Source organism: Lichenicoccus roseus, assembly GCF_005844085.1.
In the GTDB taxonomy this organism is placed as follows: domain Bacteria; phylum Pseudomonadota; class Alphaproteobacteria; order Acetobacterales; family Acetobacteraceae; genus Lichenicoccus; species Lichenicoccus roseus.
Map to the genome: position 1 here is coordinate 1 of NZ_VCDI01000008.1, position 15,999 is coordinate 15,999.

18 protein-coding genes are annotated in these 15,999 nt (G+C 64.5%); 3 read left to right on the forward strand and 15 right to left on the reverse strand.

Going from position 1 to position 15,999, the window contains the following annotated elements; all coding sequences use genetic code 11:
• The first annotated feature begins 76 nt into the window (after positions 1-76).
• From FE263_RS17930 to FE263_RS17940, 3 genes are read left to right on the forward strand one after another with little or no spacing between them, the layout of a single operon-like run.
• A complete protein-coding gene (locus FE263_RS17930) occupies positions 77-577 on the forward strand; it encodes an HAD family hydrolase (RefSeq protein ID WP_205880437.1) in 501 nt (166 codons plus the stop codon).
• Between the two features lie 59 nt (positions 578-636).
• On the forward strand, positions 637-1,731 hold the full coding sequence (locus tag FE263_RS17935; protein WP_205880438.1) for a molybdopterin-dependent oxidoreductase: 1,095 nt from the start codon (positions 637-639) through the stop codon (positions 1,729-1,731).
• A gap of 15 nt (positions 1,732-1,746) precedes the next feature.
• On the forward strand, positions 1,747-3,072 hold the full coding sequence (locus tag FE263_RS17940; protein WP_138327416.1) for a chloride channel protein: 1,326 nt from the start codon (positions 1,747-1,749) through the stop codon (positions 3,070-3,072).
• A gap of 3 nt (positions 3,073-3,075) precedes the next feature.
• Here FE263_RS17940 and FE263_RS17945 read toward each other — a convergent pair whose 3' ends face one another.
• From FE263_RS17945 to FE263_RS18015, 15 genes are all read right to left on the reverse strand, one after another.
• The gene (locus FE263_RS17945) at positions 3,076-3,966 is read right to left on the reverse strand and encodes a LysR family transcriptional regulator (protein WP_138327417.1); all 891 of its coding nucleotides are present in this window, start codon (positions 3,964-3,966) and stop codon (positions 3,076-3,078) included.
• A 64-nt stretch (positions 3,967-4,030) separates the two neighbouring features.
• On the reverse strand, positions 4,031-4,675 hold the full coding sequence (locus FE263_RS17950) for a hypothetical protein (protein WP_138327418.1): 645 nt from the start codon (positions 4,673-4,675) through the stop codon (positions 4,031-4,033).
• Positions 4,676-4,749: 74 nt separating this feature from the next.
• Entirely contained in the window at positions 4,750-5,397 is a 648-nt protein-coding gene (locus FE263_RS17955; RefSeq protein ID WP_138327419.1) for a cytochrome c oxidase assembly protein, read from the reverse strand.
• Positions 5,397-6,002: an SCO family protein gene (locus tag FE263_RS17960; RefSeq protein ID WP_138327420.1), complete on the reverse strand. Its 606-nt coding sequence runs from the start codon at positions 6,000-6,002 to the stop codon at positions 5,397-5,399. Before FE263_RS17960 ends, FE263_RS17955 begins: the two co-directional genes overlap by 1 nt.
• Before the next feature lie 16 nt (positions 6,003-6,018).
• Positions 6,019-7,788, reverse strand: coding sequence for a cbb3-type cytochrome c oxidase subunit I (locus tag FE263_RS17965; protein WP_138327421.1), 1,770 nt, complete (start codon positions 7,786-7,788; stop codon positions 6,019-6,021).
• Positions 7,785-8,315, reverse strand: a complete 531-nt coding sequence (locus tag FE263_RS17970; RefSeq protein WP_138327422.1) for a cytochrome c oxidase subunit II — start codon at positions 8,313-8,315, stop codon at positions 7,785-7,787. Before FE263_RS17970 ends, FE263_RS17965 begins: the two co-directional genes overlap by 4 nt.
• On the reverse strand, positions 8,312-8,482 hold the full coding sequence (locus FE263_RS22220) for a hypothetical protein (protein ID WP_171034193.1): 171 nt from the start codon (positions 8,480-8,482) through the stop codon (positions 8,312-8,314). Before FE263_RS22220 ends, FE263_RS17970 begins: the two co-directional genes overlap by 4 nt.
• Positions 8,483-8,489: 7 nt before the next feature.
• Entirely contained in the window at positions 8,490-9,461 is a 972-nt protein-coding gene (locus FE263_RS17975) for a c-type cytochrome (RefSeq protein ID WP_138327423.1), read from the reverse strand.
• On the reverse strand, positions 9,458-10,165 hold the full coding sequence (locus tag FE263_RS17980; RefSeq protein ID WP_138327424.1) for a c-type cytochrome: 708 nt from the start codon (positions 10,163-10,165) through the stop codon (positions 9,458-9,460). Before FE263_RS17980 ends, FE263_RS17975 begins: the two co-directional genes overlap by 4 nt.
• A 1-nt stretch (position 10,166) precedes the next feature.
• Entirely contained in the window at positions 10,167-11,192 is a 1,026-nt protein-coding gene (locus tag FE263_RS17985) for a substrate-binding domain-containing protein (RefSeq protein WP_138327425.1), read from the reverse strand.
• An 8-nt stretch (positions 11,193-11,200) separates the two neighbouring features.
• On the reverse strand, positions 11,201-12,004 hold the full coding sequence (tetH, locus tag FE263_RS17990; protein WP_138327426.1) for a thiosulfate dehydrogenase: 804 nt from the start codon (positions 12,002-12,004) through the stop codon (positions 11,201-11,203).
• A 115-nt stretch (positions 12,005-12,119) separates the two neighbouring features.
• On the reverse strand, positions 12,120-13,349 hold the full coding sequence (locus FE263_RS17995) for a DUF924 family protein (protein WP_171034194.1): 1,230 nt from the start codon (positions 13,347-13,349) through the stop codon (positions 12,120-12,122).
• Positions 13,340-14,113 carry a hypothetical protein gene (locus tag FE263_RS22630; protein ID WP_240759892.1) on the reverse strand — a complete coding sequence of 258 codons (774 nt, stop codon included), beginning with the start codon at positions 14,111-14,113 and terminating at the stop codon, positions 13,340-13,342. The genes FE263_RS17995 and FE263_RS22630 overlap by 10 nt, the downstream gene beginning before the upstream one ends.
• Positions 14,114-14,154: 41 nt before the next feature.
• Positions 14,155-15,339 (reverse strand): TDT family transporter, encoded by a 1,185-nt coding sequence (locus FE263_RS18010; protein ID WP_138327428.1) that lies wholly within the window; start codon positions 15,337-15,339, stop codon positions 14,155-14,157.
• Between the two features lie 221 nt (positions 15,340-15,560).
• Entirely contained in the window at positions 15,561-15,788 is a 228-nt protein-coding gene (locus FE263_RS18015; protein ID WP_138327429.1) for a hypothetical protein, read from the reverse strand.
• Positions 15,789-15,999: the final 211 nt, after the last annotated feature.

Here is a 15,999-nt window from a genome sequence, read left to right on the forward strand (position 1 = left end):
GAATTCTCTCCCACCGAGTGCGCGAACTACTTTAAAGCCGCAGGATATGAGCCGGAATGATCGGAATCTGCTCTAGGTGCAGTTCGCGCTATTGACCCCCGTCGTCCTTTGGGCCGGATGGCCGTTCTTCCAACGCGGCTGCGCATCGCTCGTCAGCCGGCATCTCAACATGTTCACGCGGATCGCGCTCGGCACCGGGGCGACCTACCTCTACAGCCTGGTCGCCACCTTTGCCCCTGGGATCTTCCCAACCCGGTTCCACAGCATGGGCGGCACGGTACCGGTCTATTACGAGGCCGCTTCCGTTATCATCGTGTTGGTGTTGCTTGGCCAGGTGCTTGAGCTGCGCGCGCGAGAGCGGACCGGCGACGCGATCCGGGCGCTGCTCAACCTCGCACCCAAGACCGTCCGCCGGGTGCGGGACGGCGCGGATGACGAGGAAATCAGCGTCGCACAGGTCGCCCCAAGCGACCGGCTGCGCGTCCGGCTGGGCGACGGCGTGCCCGTAGACGGCACGGTGCCTCGGTTCTTGCGGCAGGCGGTCGGGGCGGAACTTGCCTCCCCATCGCCCGTCTAATTAGAGCGCTGGGCCTTGTCACACAACTTTGGCCTGAACCCCGTTCCTGGAGAGCAAGCTTGTTCAATCCGTTCACGGCTAAGCCCGGCTTGATCATACATACAAAGGAGCCGTTCAACGCGGAGCCATCTCTCGCCCGTCTGCGAGCTTCCTCTATCACCGCGCAGCCGGATTTCTACGTGCGCAGCCACGGCAAGATCCCACAGCTGGATGAAAAGACCCACCGGCTGCATGTCGCCGGCGAGGTGCGGACGCCCCTCGACCTTTCCATCACGGAACTGCGTGATCGCTTCACGCTCAGTACGGTGACCGCCGTCATGCAGTGCGCGGGCAACCGGCGCCTCGACATGCAGGCCGTGAAGCCGACATCCGGCGACCCTTGGGCTCCAGGTGCCATCGGTAATGCCGAATGGACGGGCGTGTCGCTTGCCGACGTGCTGCAGGCCGCGGGTGCGAGTGCGGAGCCGGGGCTGCATGTAGCCTTTGAAGCCTGTGACGAGATCGAGATGCCAGATGAGGGACGTTTCAACTACGGCGTTTCAATCCCGATCGGCAAAGCGATGTCGCCGGAGGTGCTGCTCGCGTTCGAGATGAATGGCGAGGCTCTTGCGCGGGAGCATGGCTATCCGCTTCGCGTGGTCGTTCCCGGTTTCGCCGGCGTGCGTAGTCCAAAATGGTTGACCGCCATCATCGTCCAGGATCGTCCGTCGGACAACCATATGCAGCAGAGGGATTATAAGCTGGTGCCGGCGGAAATGACGGCGAACACCGTCAATTGGGATCAGGGCATAACAATCTACGACATGCCCCTTAACTCGGCCATCTGCGAACCCGCTGCACGCGCCGAGATGAAGGCGGGCCTGGCAACCCTGCGCGGCTACGCGATCGCGACGGCACGTGAAGTCGTGCGTGTCGACGTGTCGATCGACGGCGGCCGCAACTGGCGGCAGGCCGAGCTCGAGCATGATGCCGAGGCGCCCTGGAGCTGGTCGTTTTGGACCGCTACGGTGGATCTGCCGAAGGGCGAGCACGAGTTAGCTGTGCGAGCCTGGGATTCCGCCGGGCAGACGCAGCCCGCGCAGCCGGACGATACGTGGAACTTCAAGGGCTATCTGAGTGCGGCCTGGCATAGGGTGCACGTTTCGGCAACCTGAACAACCGAGCTAAGCATGATCGGCCCGATCCTGGCGCGGCGCGATGCCGCAGGCTTCTGGCTTGCGGTCGTGTTGACTGGCATTTGCACTGGACTTGGAGCCGCGGCGCTAACCGCATTGCTCGAACTGGTGCAGCACGCGCTCTGGGGCGGCAACGGTGTCGATCTGCTCGATGGAGCAACACAATCCGCTGGTTGGTGGCACATCCTGGTGCTGCTCGGCGCCGGCCTGCTGACCGGCATCGGTCAGCTGCTGCTGGTCCGGCTTTCAGCAGCCAACAGTATCGATATCACTGCGGCAATCTGGTTCCAGGCCGGGCGTCTGCCGATGGTGCGGACGCTCGGCAGTGCCGTGCTCTCGGTGCTGGTCGTCGGCATGGGAGCGTCGCTCGGTCGGGAGGGTGCGCCGAAACAGACTGGTGCGGTGCTTGCCAACCTGATGTCCAACCGGGTTCAGCTCACCGACGAGCAGCGCCGGCTGCTGGTCGCGTGCGGCGCCGGGGCCGGGATGGCAGCGGCCTACGGCGTGCCGCTTGGCGGCGCGCTGTTCGCACTAGAGGTGCTTCGCGGCGAGCTGGCGCTGCGCTTCGTGCTGCCGGCCCTACTGACCTCGCTGACCGCCACCGGCGTGTCCTGGGCCTTCCTGCCCGACGCCCCGACATATCACATTCCGTCCTATCCCAGTTCGCTGAGCTGCGCTCTCTGGGCTGTCCTGGCCGCTCCGATCATCGGCGTGGCGTCGGTTGGCTACGTCCGAGCGGTCGCGTGGGCCGATCATCACAGGCCGACGGGGACCTGGCGGCTGGTGGCGCCGGCCGTGGCGCTGACAATGCTAGGTATAGTCTCGATCCCCTTCCCGCAGCTGCTCGGCAACGGCCGAGACATCGCGCAACTCGCCTTCACCGGTCAGGTCGCGCCGCTGCTGCTGGTGGCGCTGGTCGCCTTGAAGCCGGCAGCGACCTTGCTTTGCCTGGGCAGCGGCACGCCGGGTGGGTTGTTCACGCCCTCTCTGGCAACCGGGGCACTGCTTGGCGGGGTGCTTGGCCTACCCTGGATGCATCTATGGCCGGGCGTCCCGGGCGGGCTGTTCGCCGTGCTAGGCGCCGGTGCCTTGCTGGCAGCCACTACCCAGGGGCCGTTATCGACCATCGTGCTGATGGTCGAGCTAACCGGCCACGCGCGTGCGGCCATCGTGCCGATGCTGCTGATTGTCATGATCGCAACTTTGGTGGCACGCACCATCGAACCGCGCTCGATCTATGATGCGCGCCTGAGCGACGCCGAGGTGAAAAGACGCCAGCGCCAGCGTGAGGCCGTCTCCGATGGAGGCGCTGGCGCGTGACGATCAGGTTAGGCCAAGCAGCGAGAGCAGGGCCGCGGCACTCCGGCTGAGGTAGCGTTCGCGATGGTGGACGACCTGGAAGTGACGCTGCGGCAGGTCAAGCGGCACGCGATGCAGCAGCTCCGCCTCCAGACTTGGCGCCGCTACCGACGCGGAGATCACCGTCGCTCCCACACCGCTCTCTACCGCTGCCCGTACTGCTTCGTTTGAGGGGAGCTCCAGGGCAATCCTCAGGGCATGTGGCGATACGCCGAGGCGCTCGAGCGCTGCCTCGAATTCAGAGCGCGTCCCTGAACCCGGTTCGCGCAGGATCCAGTCGGTCTCAAGCAGCTCGCTTGGACGAAGCTTCTGCTGTCGGTTCCTCTGGACCCAGGGATGTGACGGTGAGACCACCAGAACCAGTTGGTCCTGTGCGACCACGGCGGAAGCAAGCTCCGGATCATCGATGGCGCCCTCCACAAAGCCGATTTCGGCGACCCCTTCATGCACTTGGCGGACCACGTCATGTGTATTGCCGATCGCCAAGCGGATCTCGATCTGCGGGTAATGGGCTCGAAACGCCATGAGCCTGCTTGGCAGCCAGTAGCCGGCGATCGTTTGGCTGGCGTGGACTAGCAGCGTGCCTCGCTTGAGCTCTCCAAGCTCCGACAGCTTGAGGCGGGCGGCGGCCGCCCGTGCCAGGACAGCACGGGCTTCGCCAAGGAACATGATACCTGCTTCGGTCAACTCGATGCCGCGACCGACCCGGTTGAACAGCTTGACCTGAAAGCCATCCTCGAGCGTGCTTACGGCGTGGCTCACCGCCGACTGGGCAAGGTTGAGCGCTCTCGCTGCCTGGGTGACATGCTGTCGCTCCGCGACCGCCACGAATACTCGCAATTGATCAAGGGTCATCGCTTTGTATCACGCCTCAGACCTAGGGTCGCCTATTGCCGTCCTGCCAAACAGCTTGCCGACATCAACCCTGCTGGTAAGACGCGGGGTTGTTTGCACCGGGATAAAGCGCCTGGTAAAGCTGATACCTGATCAGATCGAAATTCTTGAAGAGCCATCGGGGCGACTGATCTACCGATCTTACATTTCCCGAAGCCCTTGTGACTTCCCGCTGACCGTCGCAAAGTGCTCCGGTGACCGACGCCAGATCGCCAGCCTGGCTGCCCGCACGGAAGGATTCGGGATCGCTGCAGAGGTTAGATTTGGCAGGCAGTTGCGAAGCATTGACGTAGAAAACAATGTGACGGCCGCTGTCGGCTGTCGATTCAGGAGCGGATGGAAACAGCGATGCCAGTTCCGCTTGCGATTTTCCGGGGATGCTCCCCAGGATCCTGACTGGCAACTGATCATAATCGCGCCACGCGCGTGGCGCGTCACGGGATGGATTGCTGCTGCTGACAATACCCGTGCTGGCGCAGCCGCTCACGAGTGACAGCGCAGGAAGCGCGGCGAGAGCCGCTATGCGCGCAAGATGATGTGTCTTCATTGAAAACATCGAAACATACTCCTCAAGGACCTGAACCGGCGAGGTGCGACAGCTGATGCCTGGCTCGGTGTTCTGCAAATAGGAGGCAAGCGGAGTGACTTCCAATTCCGGGTCTTGATGCAATCGTTCGCCAACTTAGATGATACGACCCGCACTATCTACCGAGGCCGATTGGTTGCAGCAAGGAGTTCCGTTGGTCATGACGGCTGCTTGTCGATCAGGCCCGGTGCTCGCAGGCCGAGGATCAGCCATAGGCTTGCCAGTTGCAGCGGCGCCCCGGACACCAGCATGATGAAGCCTGCCCACCGCTGATCCGCAAGCGGCGATATGTTCCAGCGGCAAAGGACGTCCAGATAAGGCGTATAAAGGACCGCTGGTGCCAGCATCCAGACGACGGCGACGACGGTCATGGGAATGCCTGCCAGGAAGCCGAATGCCCCGATCTTCCAATCGGCATCCAGCGTTTGGCCGCCAGGGAGAATCTGGCGCCAAAGGAGGAGACCGGAGGCCAACTCCAGTAGGCCCAGTGGCGCGCTGAATACGGCATTAGCCACCGCCGGCGCGAAGATCCCCGGAAGGCTGATCGCGATGGTGACTGCCCCGAAGACGCAGAAGGCTACCCAGGGATCGAACAGCCATTGCTCGATGGCACTCGCGCTTCGGCTCGATCTCCGCATCCCGAGCAGAAGCAGCGGCGGGGCGACCTGATTGAGCGCCATAAGCGACGCTGTATAGCTTGCCATCGACGCCAGTGGATCGCGCAGTCCGGCTACCGAACCGATGACGACGACCGTGCCGGTGGAGACGAACAGGCGTGGCCAATATCGACGCAAAGCCACCGCCACTAGCTTTTCATCACATGACGGATATCACGCGCAACGGCGGCCGGATCGGCAACTTGTGACAGGCCGTAGCGCACGCGCCAGCGGCCCTGTGGATCGACGAGCGTGATAACGGAGGCATGATCAATATAGGCGCCCCCCTCGGCCGGACGCCACGACACGCCCCAGTCCTTTGCCGCAGCACCGATGGCCGCAGCCGGGCCGGTCAGCCCGATCGGCATAGGCTCGAACGCCGACACGTAGGCATGCAGCAGTGCCGGGGTGTCACGCTCCGGGTCCAGCGTCACGAAGACGATCACGGCGTTCCCGCGGTCGGGTCCGAGCGCCTGGAAGACCGGTGCAAGCGCAGCCAGCGTGGTCGGACAGATATCGGGACAATGGGTGTAGCCAAAATAGACCAGCGCCGCCCTGCCCCGAAGCGCCGAAAGATCGAACGGTTTGCCGCGATCATCGGTGAGTTGCAGCCGTGGGGCCAAGCGGACCTTCAGCGGTGTTCCGATATAGCCGTACCGAGCACCCAGGTGCGCGTAGGCCAGCAGTCCGCAGCCAAGCACGGCGCAGACCGCTACCGCACGTAATGGCGATCGCCACCAGCCACGCCGCATCATCGGCTGCACCCTGCCGTCACCAGACGATCCACCCTGGGGCGTGCGTTAGGTGGTGCACGAAAGGCCACAGGATCGGAATGTACGCGGCCGCTGTGACCACCGCCGTCCCCAGCGTGATGAGCCCGACATGCTCCAGCGTCCGGGCAAGTGGTGACAGTGCCGGATGCGCCACGATGCCGACGGGCGTGGTCTCGTCGGTCAGCGGCAGATCGATCGCGTAGCTCTCGCGGCCGCCGAAGGCCCGGGCGAACGGGATCGGCTCACGGTACGTCCCGCGGCTGCCGAACAGGATGGTGCCGAAGAACACGACGTAGAAGCAGAAAGTCGCCAGCCAGAGAACGACGCCGCCGATCGCCACCAGGGCCAGCGGCACATGGGCCATGCCATACAGAGTGTGATACTCCGACGGCGGCAGGGCGGAGATCCAGGCACGACGGGGTACGCCGAACAGCCCGGCCCAGTGCATGCCGAGCGCGAAGATCGACATGCCGGCGAACCAGAGCCAGACCGAGGCGAGAGCAAGCCGCCGGCTGATCAGCGAGCGGCCGGTCAGATGCGGCACCATCCAGAACGACACCGCCATGAAGGTCATCGCCGTGACGCTGCCGACCGTGACATGGAAATGGCCGGGAATGAAAATCGTATTGTGAACGATGTTGTCGAGCTGCCAGCTCCCCTGCACCACGCCGGTGGCGCCCCCGAAGATGAAGGTGATGGCGGCGAGAACTTGGCCGGCGACGCCCGGGTTGCTCCAGGGCAACGCGCGGAACCAGCCGAACCAGCCCTTGCCGCCACGGACGCGGCCAGCGAATTCCAGGCTCAGACCGATGGTGAAGGCGGTGATCAGGCTCGGCAGCGCCACCGACATCGTCAGCGCGACCAGGATGCCACGCCAGATCGGCGAGAAGCCGGGATCGTCGAACTGATGGTGACTGCCGACCGGGAGCGAGAACACGAACAGCAGCACGAAGGTGAGGCGCGCCATCGGGTCCGACACCAGCTTGCCACCAGCCTGTCGCGACAGCAGGCCGTACCAGGAGACATAGGCCGGCATTAGCCAGAAATAGACGATCGGATGGCCGGTCAGCCAGAACAGCGTACGGCCGATGATCGGGTCGACCGTGCTGGTGAAGCCGAGTGCCCAAGGATCGAGCTGCAGCAGCAGTTCCGCCACCGCGCCGATGCTGGCCAGGCCCCACATCAGCATGGTCACCAGGCTCATGTAGGTGACGAGCGGCGTCAATTCGCCACGCCGACGATGTTTCCAGGTGGCTCGCATCTCCAGCAGGATCGGCAGAGGCACTATGCTGCCGATGCTGAGCAAGGTCATGCCAAGATAGAACACCGCGCTTGCCTGGAGCGGCGGATAGAAGGTCCAGAGCACGCTCGAGGAGTTGTCGAACATCGACCAGAGCAGCATCAGCGCGCCGGCCGCCATCAGCACGAAGCCGCTGCGCCACAGCAGTAGATTCGGATGCAGCCCAAGCTCGCGTGCCGGTAGATAGACCAGCAGCCCACTGGTTATGAAGAAGGTGAAGACGTAGCCATTTAGCACGCCGTGGATGGTCAATCCCTGGTAGTAGCTTTTCAGCACCGGATGCAGCGCCGGGTAGGCATTGATGCCACCATAGTTCAGCGCCTGCAGTGGGCCGATCGAGGCGCCGATCATCAGGGCCGTGAAGCCCGCGATCAGGAACGCCAGCATCCAGCGGCGCTCTGTTGCCGCCAAAGCACCTTCGTCAAGCCGGGCTGCTGAAAATTGCGTCGTCTTGAGGACGGCGCTCATGAGCGTGTCGCCGGATCGACGATAATGCGGCCGATCATCGCCTGATGCTCGATGCCGCAGAATTCGTTGCAGATGATGTGATAGGTCCCGGGATGGCTGAAGTTGTAGCTGACGGTGCCGACGATGCCGGGCACCGCTGTCAGGTTGATCGTCGTGCCCTGCACTTCGAAGCCGTGCAGCACGTCGGTGCTGGTCACGTAGAAGGTGATGGCGGCACCCTGTTTCACGTGGATTGGGCTCGGGCTCCACATCCAGAGATGGCCGACCATGTAGACCGAATACGCGTTCGGCCCAGTTTGAATTACACGTCCATCCTGGAAGGCTGTCTCGCGCGCCGGCGCGGTCGGATCAGCATGGAAGGCTGCACCCTTGGTGACGACGCCATAATCATACACGGCGTAGAACATCGTGCCGGCCGTCAGCAGCAGGAGCATCGTGACGACGCAGAAGATCCAGACCCGCTCATGCCGTTCGGCGGATCGATGAAAGGCATGTTCGAAGTCGGGGCCCGGTGACTGTGTGTTCATGACGGGATGTTGCCTCCGGCGCGGTGCATGAACAGGACGGAGACGAGGAACCAGATCGTCACCACCACGATGAGCAAGAACCCGCCGATGACCCAGGTGCCAACCGGGCGCACGATCTCAAGGGGAGCCTCGGCCGCAGGTGTCGAAATCCCTTCGGGCTCGTTCATGACGGGCTCACTCCGACTGCACCGGAGCTGGCGCCGCAGAAGAGGCGGCAACCGGGATCGTCCCTGCCGGCGGCGTCATCGCGGGATCGCCGAGCACGCCTCCGTTGACCGTCAAGCCGTACATCGAGTTGGCATTGTTGTGGAACTTCTTGCGTGTCGCGGCGACGTCGCCGGTGAAGCGCGGATCCTGCGGCCTCACTTGGCTGTCCATGTAGGTCGCGACGTCCCAGGCCTGCTGTACGCTGAGCGAGCCTCCAAGGCCCAGGGGCATGTTGGCCCGGATGAACTCCGCTGCGTTCTTGATAGAGCCCATGCCAGCCCCCCAGTTGAACGACTGCGCGCCCCAGAGTGCCGGGAACACCACCCTGCCGCCGGAGGATTGCCCCAGTCCGTCGCGGCCGTGGCAGGAGGCACAGTTCTCCGCATAGACCTGTGCCCCACGCTGATAGTCGGCGGCGACCGGGGGCTTCGGCAGCTTCGGAAAGCCACGGCCCGGAAGGTCCACCCCGGTGGGTGCGCCATGAGCCAGAAAGAAGGCGTAGCTCTCCAAGGACACCAGGGTCGGGTCGCCCAGCTTCGGCGCCTTGCCGTTCATGCTGAAGCGGAAGCAGCCCTGTAGCCGTTCCTCGAACGAGTTCACGTGGCCGTTCTTGCTGCGGTAGGCCGGGTAGGCCACATAGGCGCCCCACATTGGCGACGCACCGGCGAGGCGGCCGGCGGAGAGATGGCAGTTGCTGCAGCGAAGCTGGTTGCCGACGAAGGCGCTCGCATAGATCGCGGGCTCGCGGAAGATATGTTCCCCCCTGCGCACCTCGTCACCGAACGGCGTCTTCGGGATCGCGCTGTCCGGCGGCGGCATGAAGTGTTCCGCCGGGACCGGGGACCGTGATGCGGAGTGATGCGATGTTGCCAGCCAGGCAGCACCCCCGCCGACGATCAGACCGGTCGCCAGCAGGACTGTGGGGACTGCGCCCTTCATCGCGGGAGATCCTTTTGGACTGAGACAGGTGATACGGGCGCCGGTAGGGCCGCGAGGTAGGCCGCCACCGCCGCGATGTCGTTATGGCTCAACCGAAGGGCCTCGGCCTGCATGAAGATCCCCTTGGGATCGCGCCGCGAGCCGTCATGCCAGTCGGTCAACTGCTGAGCAATATAGGCCGCAGACTGGCCAGCGAGAGCCGGAGAGAAGTCGCCGACCCCAAGGCCGGAAACGCCGTGGCATTGCGAGCAGGACGGCATGTCCGCATCCGCGCTGCCATATTCGACGATCCGCTGCCCCTGCTCCAGCAGCGGTAATGGCGGCGCGTCCGCCTCGACGGGGCGCGGCACCGCAAGGCTTGCATAGTATGCCGCGACCTGCTGCCTTTGCCTGGCGTCTAGCATCCGAGCGTAGGGCCGCATGACAGCGTTCTGTCTCTGGCCGCTTGCGAAATACGACAGTTGCTGGTCAAGATAATCGAGGTGCAGCCCCGCCAATCGGGGGATGCCGACGTCCGGCTGGCCAGCGCCGTTCTCGAGATGGCAGGCGGCGCAACCGACATGCCCCGCCAGCACCCCCTGCTGCGCGATCCGGCGCCCAGCCAAGACATCCGCATCGTCGGCCAGTGCTTGTGTATTTCCGGCAATTAGGGCGCCCATCAGGCTGAGCGCCAGCCGGTGTACACCAAAGGCGCCAACCATCATTCTATCCGCCCGTCGCGCCGGGAGTGTACGGCTTGAACCCGTAGCGCTCGAAGATCGCAAGCGCCGGCTGCGAGTGGATAAAGCCGAGCCAGAGCTTTGCCGCCTTCGGATGGGCAGCGCCCTTGACCATCGCGCCGGCATAGATCGCCGTGCTGTTCTGGGCCGTGGGGATGTCGACATGGGTGATGGCGTGTCCTGCCTGCTCCTGGAACATCGCCTCCGACTGCCAGGTCACGCCGGCATCGGCCAGGCCCTGCATCAGGAACAACGGCGTCTGGCGGTGATGGATGTGGGTCAGCACCGTGCTGCCGTCGGCGACCTTGGTCTTGTAGACGGCCGTTGCCAGTGCGGCACCACCTGCCTTCTTCAGGGCGGCGTCGATCTGGCGGGCGATTCCCTCAAACGCGGGGTTGGGCATGGCAAGGCGGATGCCCGGGCGGCCGAGGTCGGCGAGCGACGTCACATGCGCTGGGTTGTCCTTCGGCACCATGATGGTGAGCGTGTTGGTGACGTATGGCACCGCCGGCGACGCGAGCAGGCCGCTCTTGACGAACTGGTCGATCTTCTTGAGCCCGGCGAAGTAGGCATCCGGCCTGGCGGTCCAGGTCATGTTGCCTGACGTGATGGTGCCGCCGGCCTCGATCTGCTTGATCAGCAGGCCGGGCGGGATCGTCTCCCAGTACAGTCGGCCCTTATAATCCGGATGCTCGCGCTCGAACTCCACCACCAGCGGCGCCATCGCGAAAAAATAGTTGCCGCCGACATACAACACGAGCTTTGGATCGGTGATGTCGCCGTGAAAATCGGCGAGATCATCGACCTCCGGCACGGTGAACTCGAAGCCGCGCTTCAGCGCGTCGTTGTTCTGCCCGTGCTGCCAGGGTGGAAACACGTCCTCCTTGTAGTGCGGCGCCTCCGCCTTGCCGTTCCATTGCACGGGATCGGCGGCGGCGACACGCACGCCGCCGCACACGGCCAGGGCGAAGGCCGCGGAAGCGAGGGCAGCCCGGCGGATCGAGGTTTTCATGGTGCGGCTCATTTCACGTAGCCGAAGCCGGCATGCTCGAGCTCCGGGATCGTGCCGACGATGCCCGGCGTCAGCACGACGCCTTCGATGAGATGGTTGGTCAGCTCGGCCGCCATCGCCTCGTGCGACAGCTTGCCAGGGTTGATCCCCTTCTCCTGCAGCTTGCCGGTCTGCTCCCAGATGGCGTTGTGGCAGGCCATGAACACGATGCCGCGCTTCTGCAGCGTCGGGATGGTGTTGCCGGCAGCGCCGAATAGGCTTTTGGGACTCTCGTGTGCCGATGCGTCGCCGTCGCCGTCGCCGTCCTTGGCCACGATCAGCGTGTTGGTCTTGAAATCCGGGCCTGCCATCGTCGCGAGCTGGTACTTGTCCCACATCGCCTGGTCGTACAGTGCGAAATGGGCGCTGCCATGTGTCGCCGAGACTGCCAGGAAATCGGGATGCCTGAACGAGAACACCTGAGCGTTCAGCGAATTGCGCATCAGGTTCATCCAGGGGCTGCCGATCTCGGTATTGTCCCACACCTGCTTGCGGCTGCCGCGATAGGCGATGACCGCATCCAGCGCCGCCGCATCCCACAGGCCGGAATCGTCAAGCACCATCGGCACGGTCTTGAAGTCTCGCCGGCGCGGTGCCTTTGCGAGCTGCGCCATCAAGGCGTGAAGCGTGCGCGACGCCGGCTCCCGCCCGGTCGCGGCCTCTGCAGAGGCGGGGCGCCCGGAGGCGAGGAGAGCAGCACCCGTCGTGGCCGCAGCGAGACCGAGGAGGGCCTGGCGCCGGCCGGGAACGGGCTCGTCGATGATGCGGGGCATGGGGGTTTCCTTCGTTATGTCGAGACATACTTGGCACCGACGGGGTGATCTGTTCCAACGGATTGAATGGAACGGATCGTTCCAAACTTTCGATCGATTGGCCCGTGTGCCAGGATCAGCCCGAGAAGCCGCCGGCAGACAGGAAAGATGCCTCATCCGCGGTTGTTTCCCGTCCAAGGAGGGCATTGCGATGCGGGAAGCGCCCGAACCGCCGGATGATGTCGACATGCACGGCCGCATGGCGTTCCAGCGCCGGGCCGAGTTTCCGCCGTAGCCGCAATGACAGCTCCTGGTCCACCAGATCCTCCGAATGCGTGAACGGAAGATAGAAGAACAGACGCAGATCGGGGGGCAGCCTCTGGTCGAATCCCAGACGCAGGAAGCCATGCGCAAGCCGCAGCGCCAGGGCGTCGGTCGCCAACATGTGCGCGGTGTCGCGGAAGACGTTGCGCGGGAACTGGTCGAGCAGGATCAGCAGGGCCAGCGCGCCGCGCGCCGTCCCGGCCCAGCCATCGAGATCACGGCGCGCCGCCGCCTGGTGCAATGGCAGGAAATCGTTGCGGAAGCTGTCGTCGAAAACCGGGTCCTTGGCGAACCACCCGTCCAGCCCCGCCTCGGCCCAGAAGGCGATCAGCCGCTCCTGCCAGATGTCGGGACCCGCCGCCGTGGACGAAGCCAGCAGGGCCTCGACCTCGCGCGCCGTGCCGTCCTGCCTGGGGCGCAGCACGAGGGCGTAGTGGTAAGGCGGCAGTTCGACCAGCCGCTCCGTCTCCAGACCGGCGGACGCGGCGGCGTGATGCAGCTCGCAGGGAGTCATGCGCAGGTCGAAGCAAGGGCCGCGCGGCTGGCCGAGCACGATCGTCCCTTCCCTCGGCCAGTGATGCCAGTTGACGACAAAGATCCGGCCTCGTGCGGTCAGGTTGGCCGCGATCGCCCGCAACAAAGCTGCGCGATCAGACGCGCCGTGAAGCGTATTGGCCAGCAGCACCAGATCCGCCCGCCCACCCAGCTTGGGAGACACATCGAGAGCATCGCCGGCTACGAAGCGGCAGCCGGGGACCGCCTCCCTCTGCGCCCGCGCCGCCGCCATGGCGAGCAGCGGCCGATCAAGGTCCACGCCCACCGTCTCGTCGGCCATGCGGGCGAGTGCGGGAGTGAACCAGCCATCGCCGCAGCACAGATCGACTGCAAGACGTCCCGGACGAACCCCAAGCCGCCGCAGCGTCAGGTCCGGATCCGGCCATAGCGTGTGCCACCAGCGGCCGTCCGGCATGGCGGTGCCGGGAAACCGACCCTCCTCGCCTGCTGCAGCCCCTCCAGGCAGTTCCAAGGGAGCTATTGCCATGGCAGGGCGTCCTTGATCGTCCATTTGATTCCGGCGAACACGCGGACAGCCGCCGCATCCTGCGCAAGGCCTGGCCCCAGGCCAGCACTCAGCGTGAGCGACCGGCCGACGATCCGGTTGAAGCCGACATCGAGATAGTCGGACTCGTGCCCGCGCCGATTCTGCTGCTGGTAGACCAGGTCGGCGACCAGGGCGGTCCGCCGGTCCAGCAGGCGAGACCAGACGATCCCGGCCAGCCAGCGTCCATGTCGCTCATCGGTCGCGGCCCCCACCGTGTGGGTCCAGGCGACCTCTACGCCTAAACGCGGCGCCTCTCGTCTACCGCCAAGAGACTTGGTCGCGACGCCCTGGACCGCATAGTGCGGCCCCTGGTGACCGCCGCCATAAGGCTCATCGCGTATCAGCGCCAACAGGAAGGCGGGAATGTGGCGAGACTGCTGGTTGAGGTTCCATTCCAGCTCGGCTCCGGCCAGGTTGCCATGCACGCTCGATGCGTCACCGAGCTGGCGGAACGGCGCCAGGCTCAGCTCGATACGCCCCGGCAGGCCGAACTTGAGCGCTGGGCCGCCACGCAGGCTGTAGCGGCCATCATCCTCGATCGTTGTGCGGCTGCCGTACTGCAACGTCACAGCCCCGGGATCGGTGACGAATGCGTCCTTCAGCCGCACCGGTAGGTTGGTGCTGAGCGCCTGCGGGTCGGCCTGCGCCTGCGCCGCCCCAGGTTGGAGTAAGAAGCAGACATAGACCGAACCTACCCATGCCACCGGGAAGTTGATCAGATAAGAAGCAGAAGCCCTTATCCTGTTCACGCGACATCAGCTTCAGCAAGCAGGTCATTGCCGATAGGTGCGACGTTGCTCATCAGGCAGGGCGCGAAAAACAGGTCGCCACGCCAGGCACCGAGGATGGTGCGGGAGAAGACGATGCCCCAGAGCAGGACCAGCAGTCCGACGAGAGCGATGCCGACATCTGCGAGGGAGGCGAGATGGGTCTGTCTCGCGAGGGCCAGGGTCGCAACTGCGTAGACGCCCAGCGGGAAGGTGAAGCCCCACCAGCCGATATTGAACGGCATGCCGTCACGCAGGTAGCGGGCTGTCACCATCATCGCCAACACCAGCCACCAGACGCCGTAACCCCACAACACGGTTCCGCCAATGACCCCAATGCCCTGCGCCACGATGCCGATTGCGGGCAATCCGACGGCAGCAAACGTCGATGGCGCATCCTGCCCGAGCAGCAGCAGGCCCAGCGCGCCGGTGCCGATCGGGCCGAGCGCCAGCCAGCCGGATGCCGCCATGTCCTTGTGCGGCAGCTTGTGCAGGATCAGTCGCAGCACCAGCACCACCAAGATGCTCAAAGCCAGCGGCACGGAGAACGCCCAGAGCGCGTAGCCCAGCACTAGCATTCTCAGCGCGGCCTGCGGATCGACCAAATGTGGGACTAGCTGCGCGGCACTGGCCGCGGCCACCTCCGCTGCGACCACCGGCAACAGCCAGACAGCGGTCATCTTCTCAATCGAATGCTCCTGGCTGGTGAACATCAGGAATGGAATGCAGAGTCCGGAGCCCACCGACAGGCCGGCGTCGAGCCACCAGAGGCCATGGGCGATCGGAACGGCGGCATCCCCGAACACCGCCGGGCCAAAAGCCAGGAAACCATTGATGATCGTCGCCAGGCCCATCGGGATAGCGCCAAGGAACATCGACATCACTGAATGGCGGAAAATCCGGCGTGCGCCGTCGAAAAAGAACACCCAGCGCGCTGTGTACAGGATGCTGAACAAGACAAAAAGAACGATGTCGAAGAGCCAGAGGCCACTTGCCACGGCCCGCACGCCGGGCAGCGCAACGGGCAGCTGGTTCAGCGCCAGCGCAAGAATCCCCGTACCCATGGTCGCCGTGAACCAGTTCGGCGTAAACTGGCGAACCAGCTCGCGCGAAGCCGTCAGGCGGCTGAGTGGTCGAGGGAATGACCGCGGAGATAGTGCCATAACGCTTGTTCTTCTCCGATGCGAGAGCCAAGCCACATCCCGGTCTCGCCGTCGATAGTGCGACCGGCGACGCGTCCAGCAACGGCCAAGCTGCCGCTCTAGCCCGAACCCGCCTGACTGCATACTTCCCGCGGCTCAACACGCAACCAAACGTTGCGGCCCCTAGTGCGACAGGTCGCACCTGCAGAAGATCAGCCACGCAGCGGTTCGGGCGAGGCGGTCTAGCCAACACAGCCCACATTGGCAACGATGCCGTTTGGAAGCAGTCCGTCCTTGTCAATATGCGGGTTGGTGGGATCAGAGTAGTAGGTCTGCGCTCGCGCAGTATGGTGTGGGGCCGTGACCTTGATCTGCTCCTGGGCGAACGCCGCGCCGCCGTCGGCCAGGCCCGCGATGGCTCCGGACAGGATCGCCAGCAAGGTCAGCCGGCTCAGGTGATTTGTCAGCATCGGTTATCTCCATTGATCTAAGGCTCGATTCCCGGGAGTAGATCCGCCGGCGCCAGAGGGCGGCATTGGCTGCTACCGAAGTTTCGTTGACACCAAAGTTACGAGGCCACGGTCAATCAGAAAAGACTTGCTTTGAGAACCATTCGATCGAATCAGTCGATCGTTTGAGGCAGATGATCCGAGGTGGTGCGGGCGGTCTACCGTGCCCAGT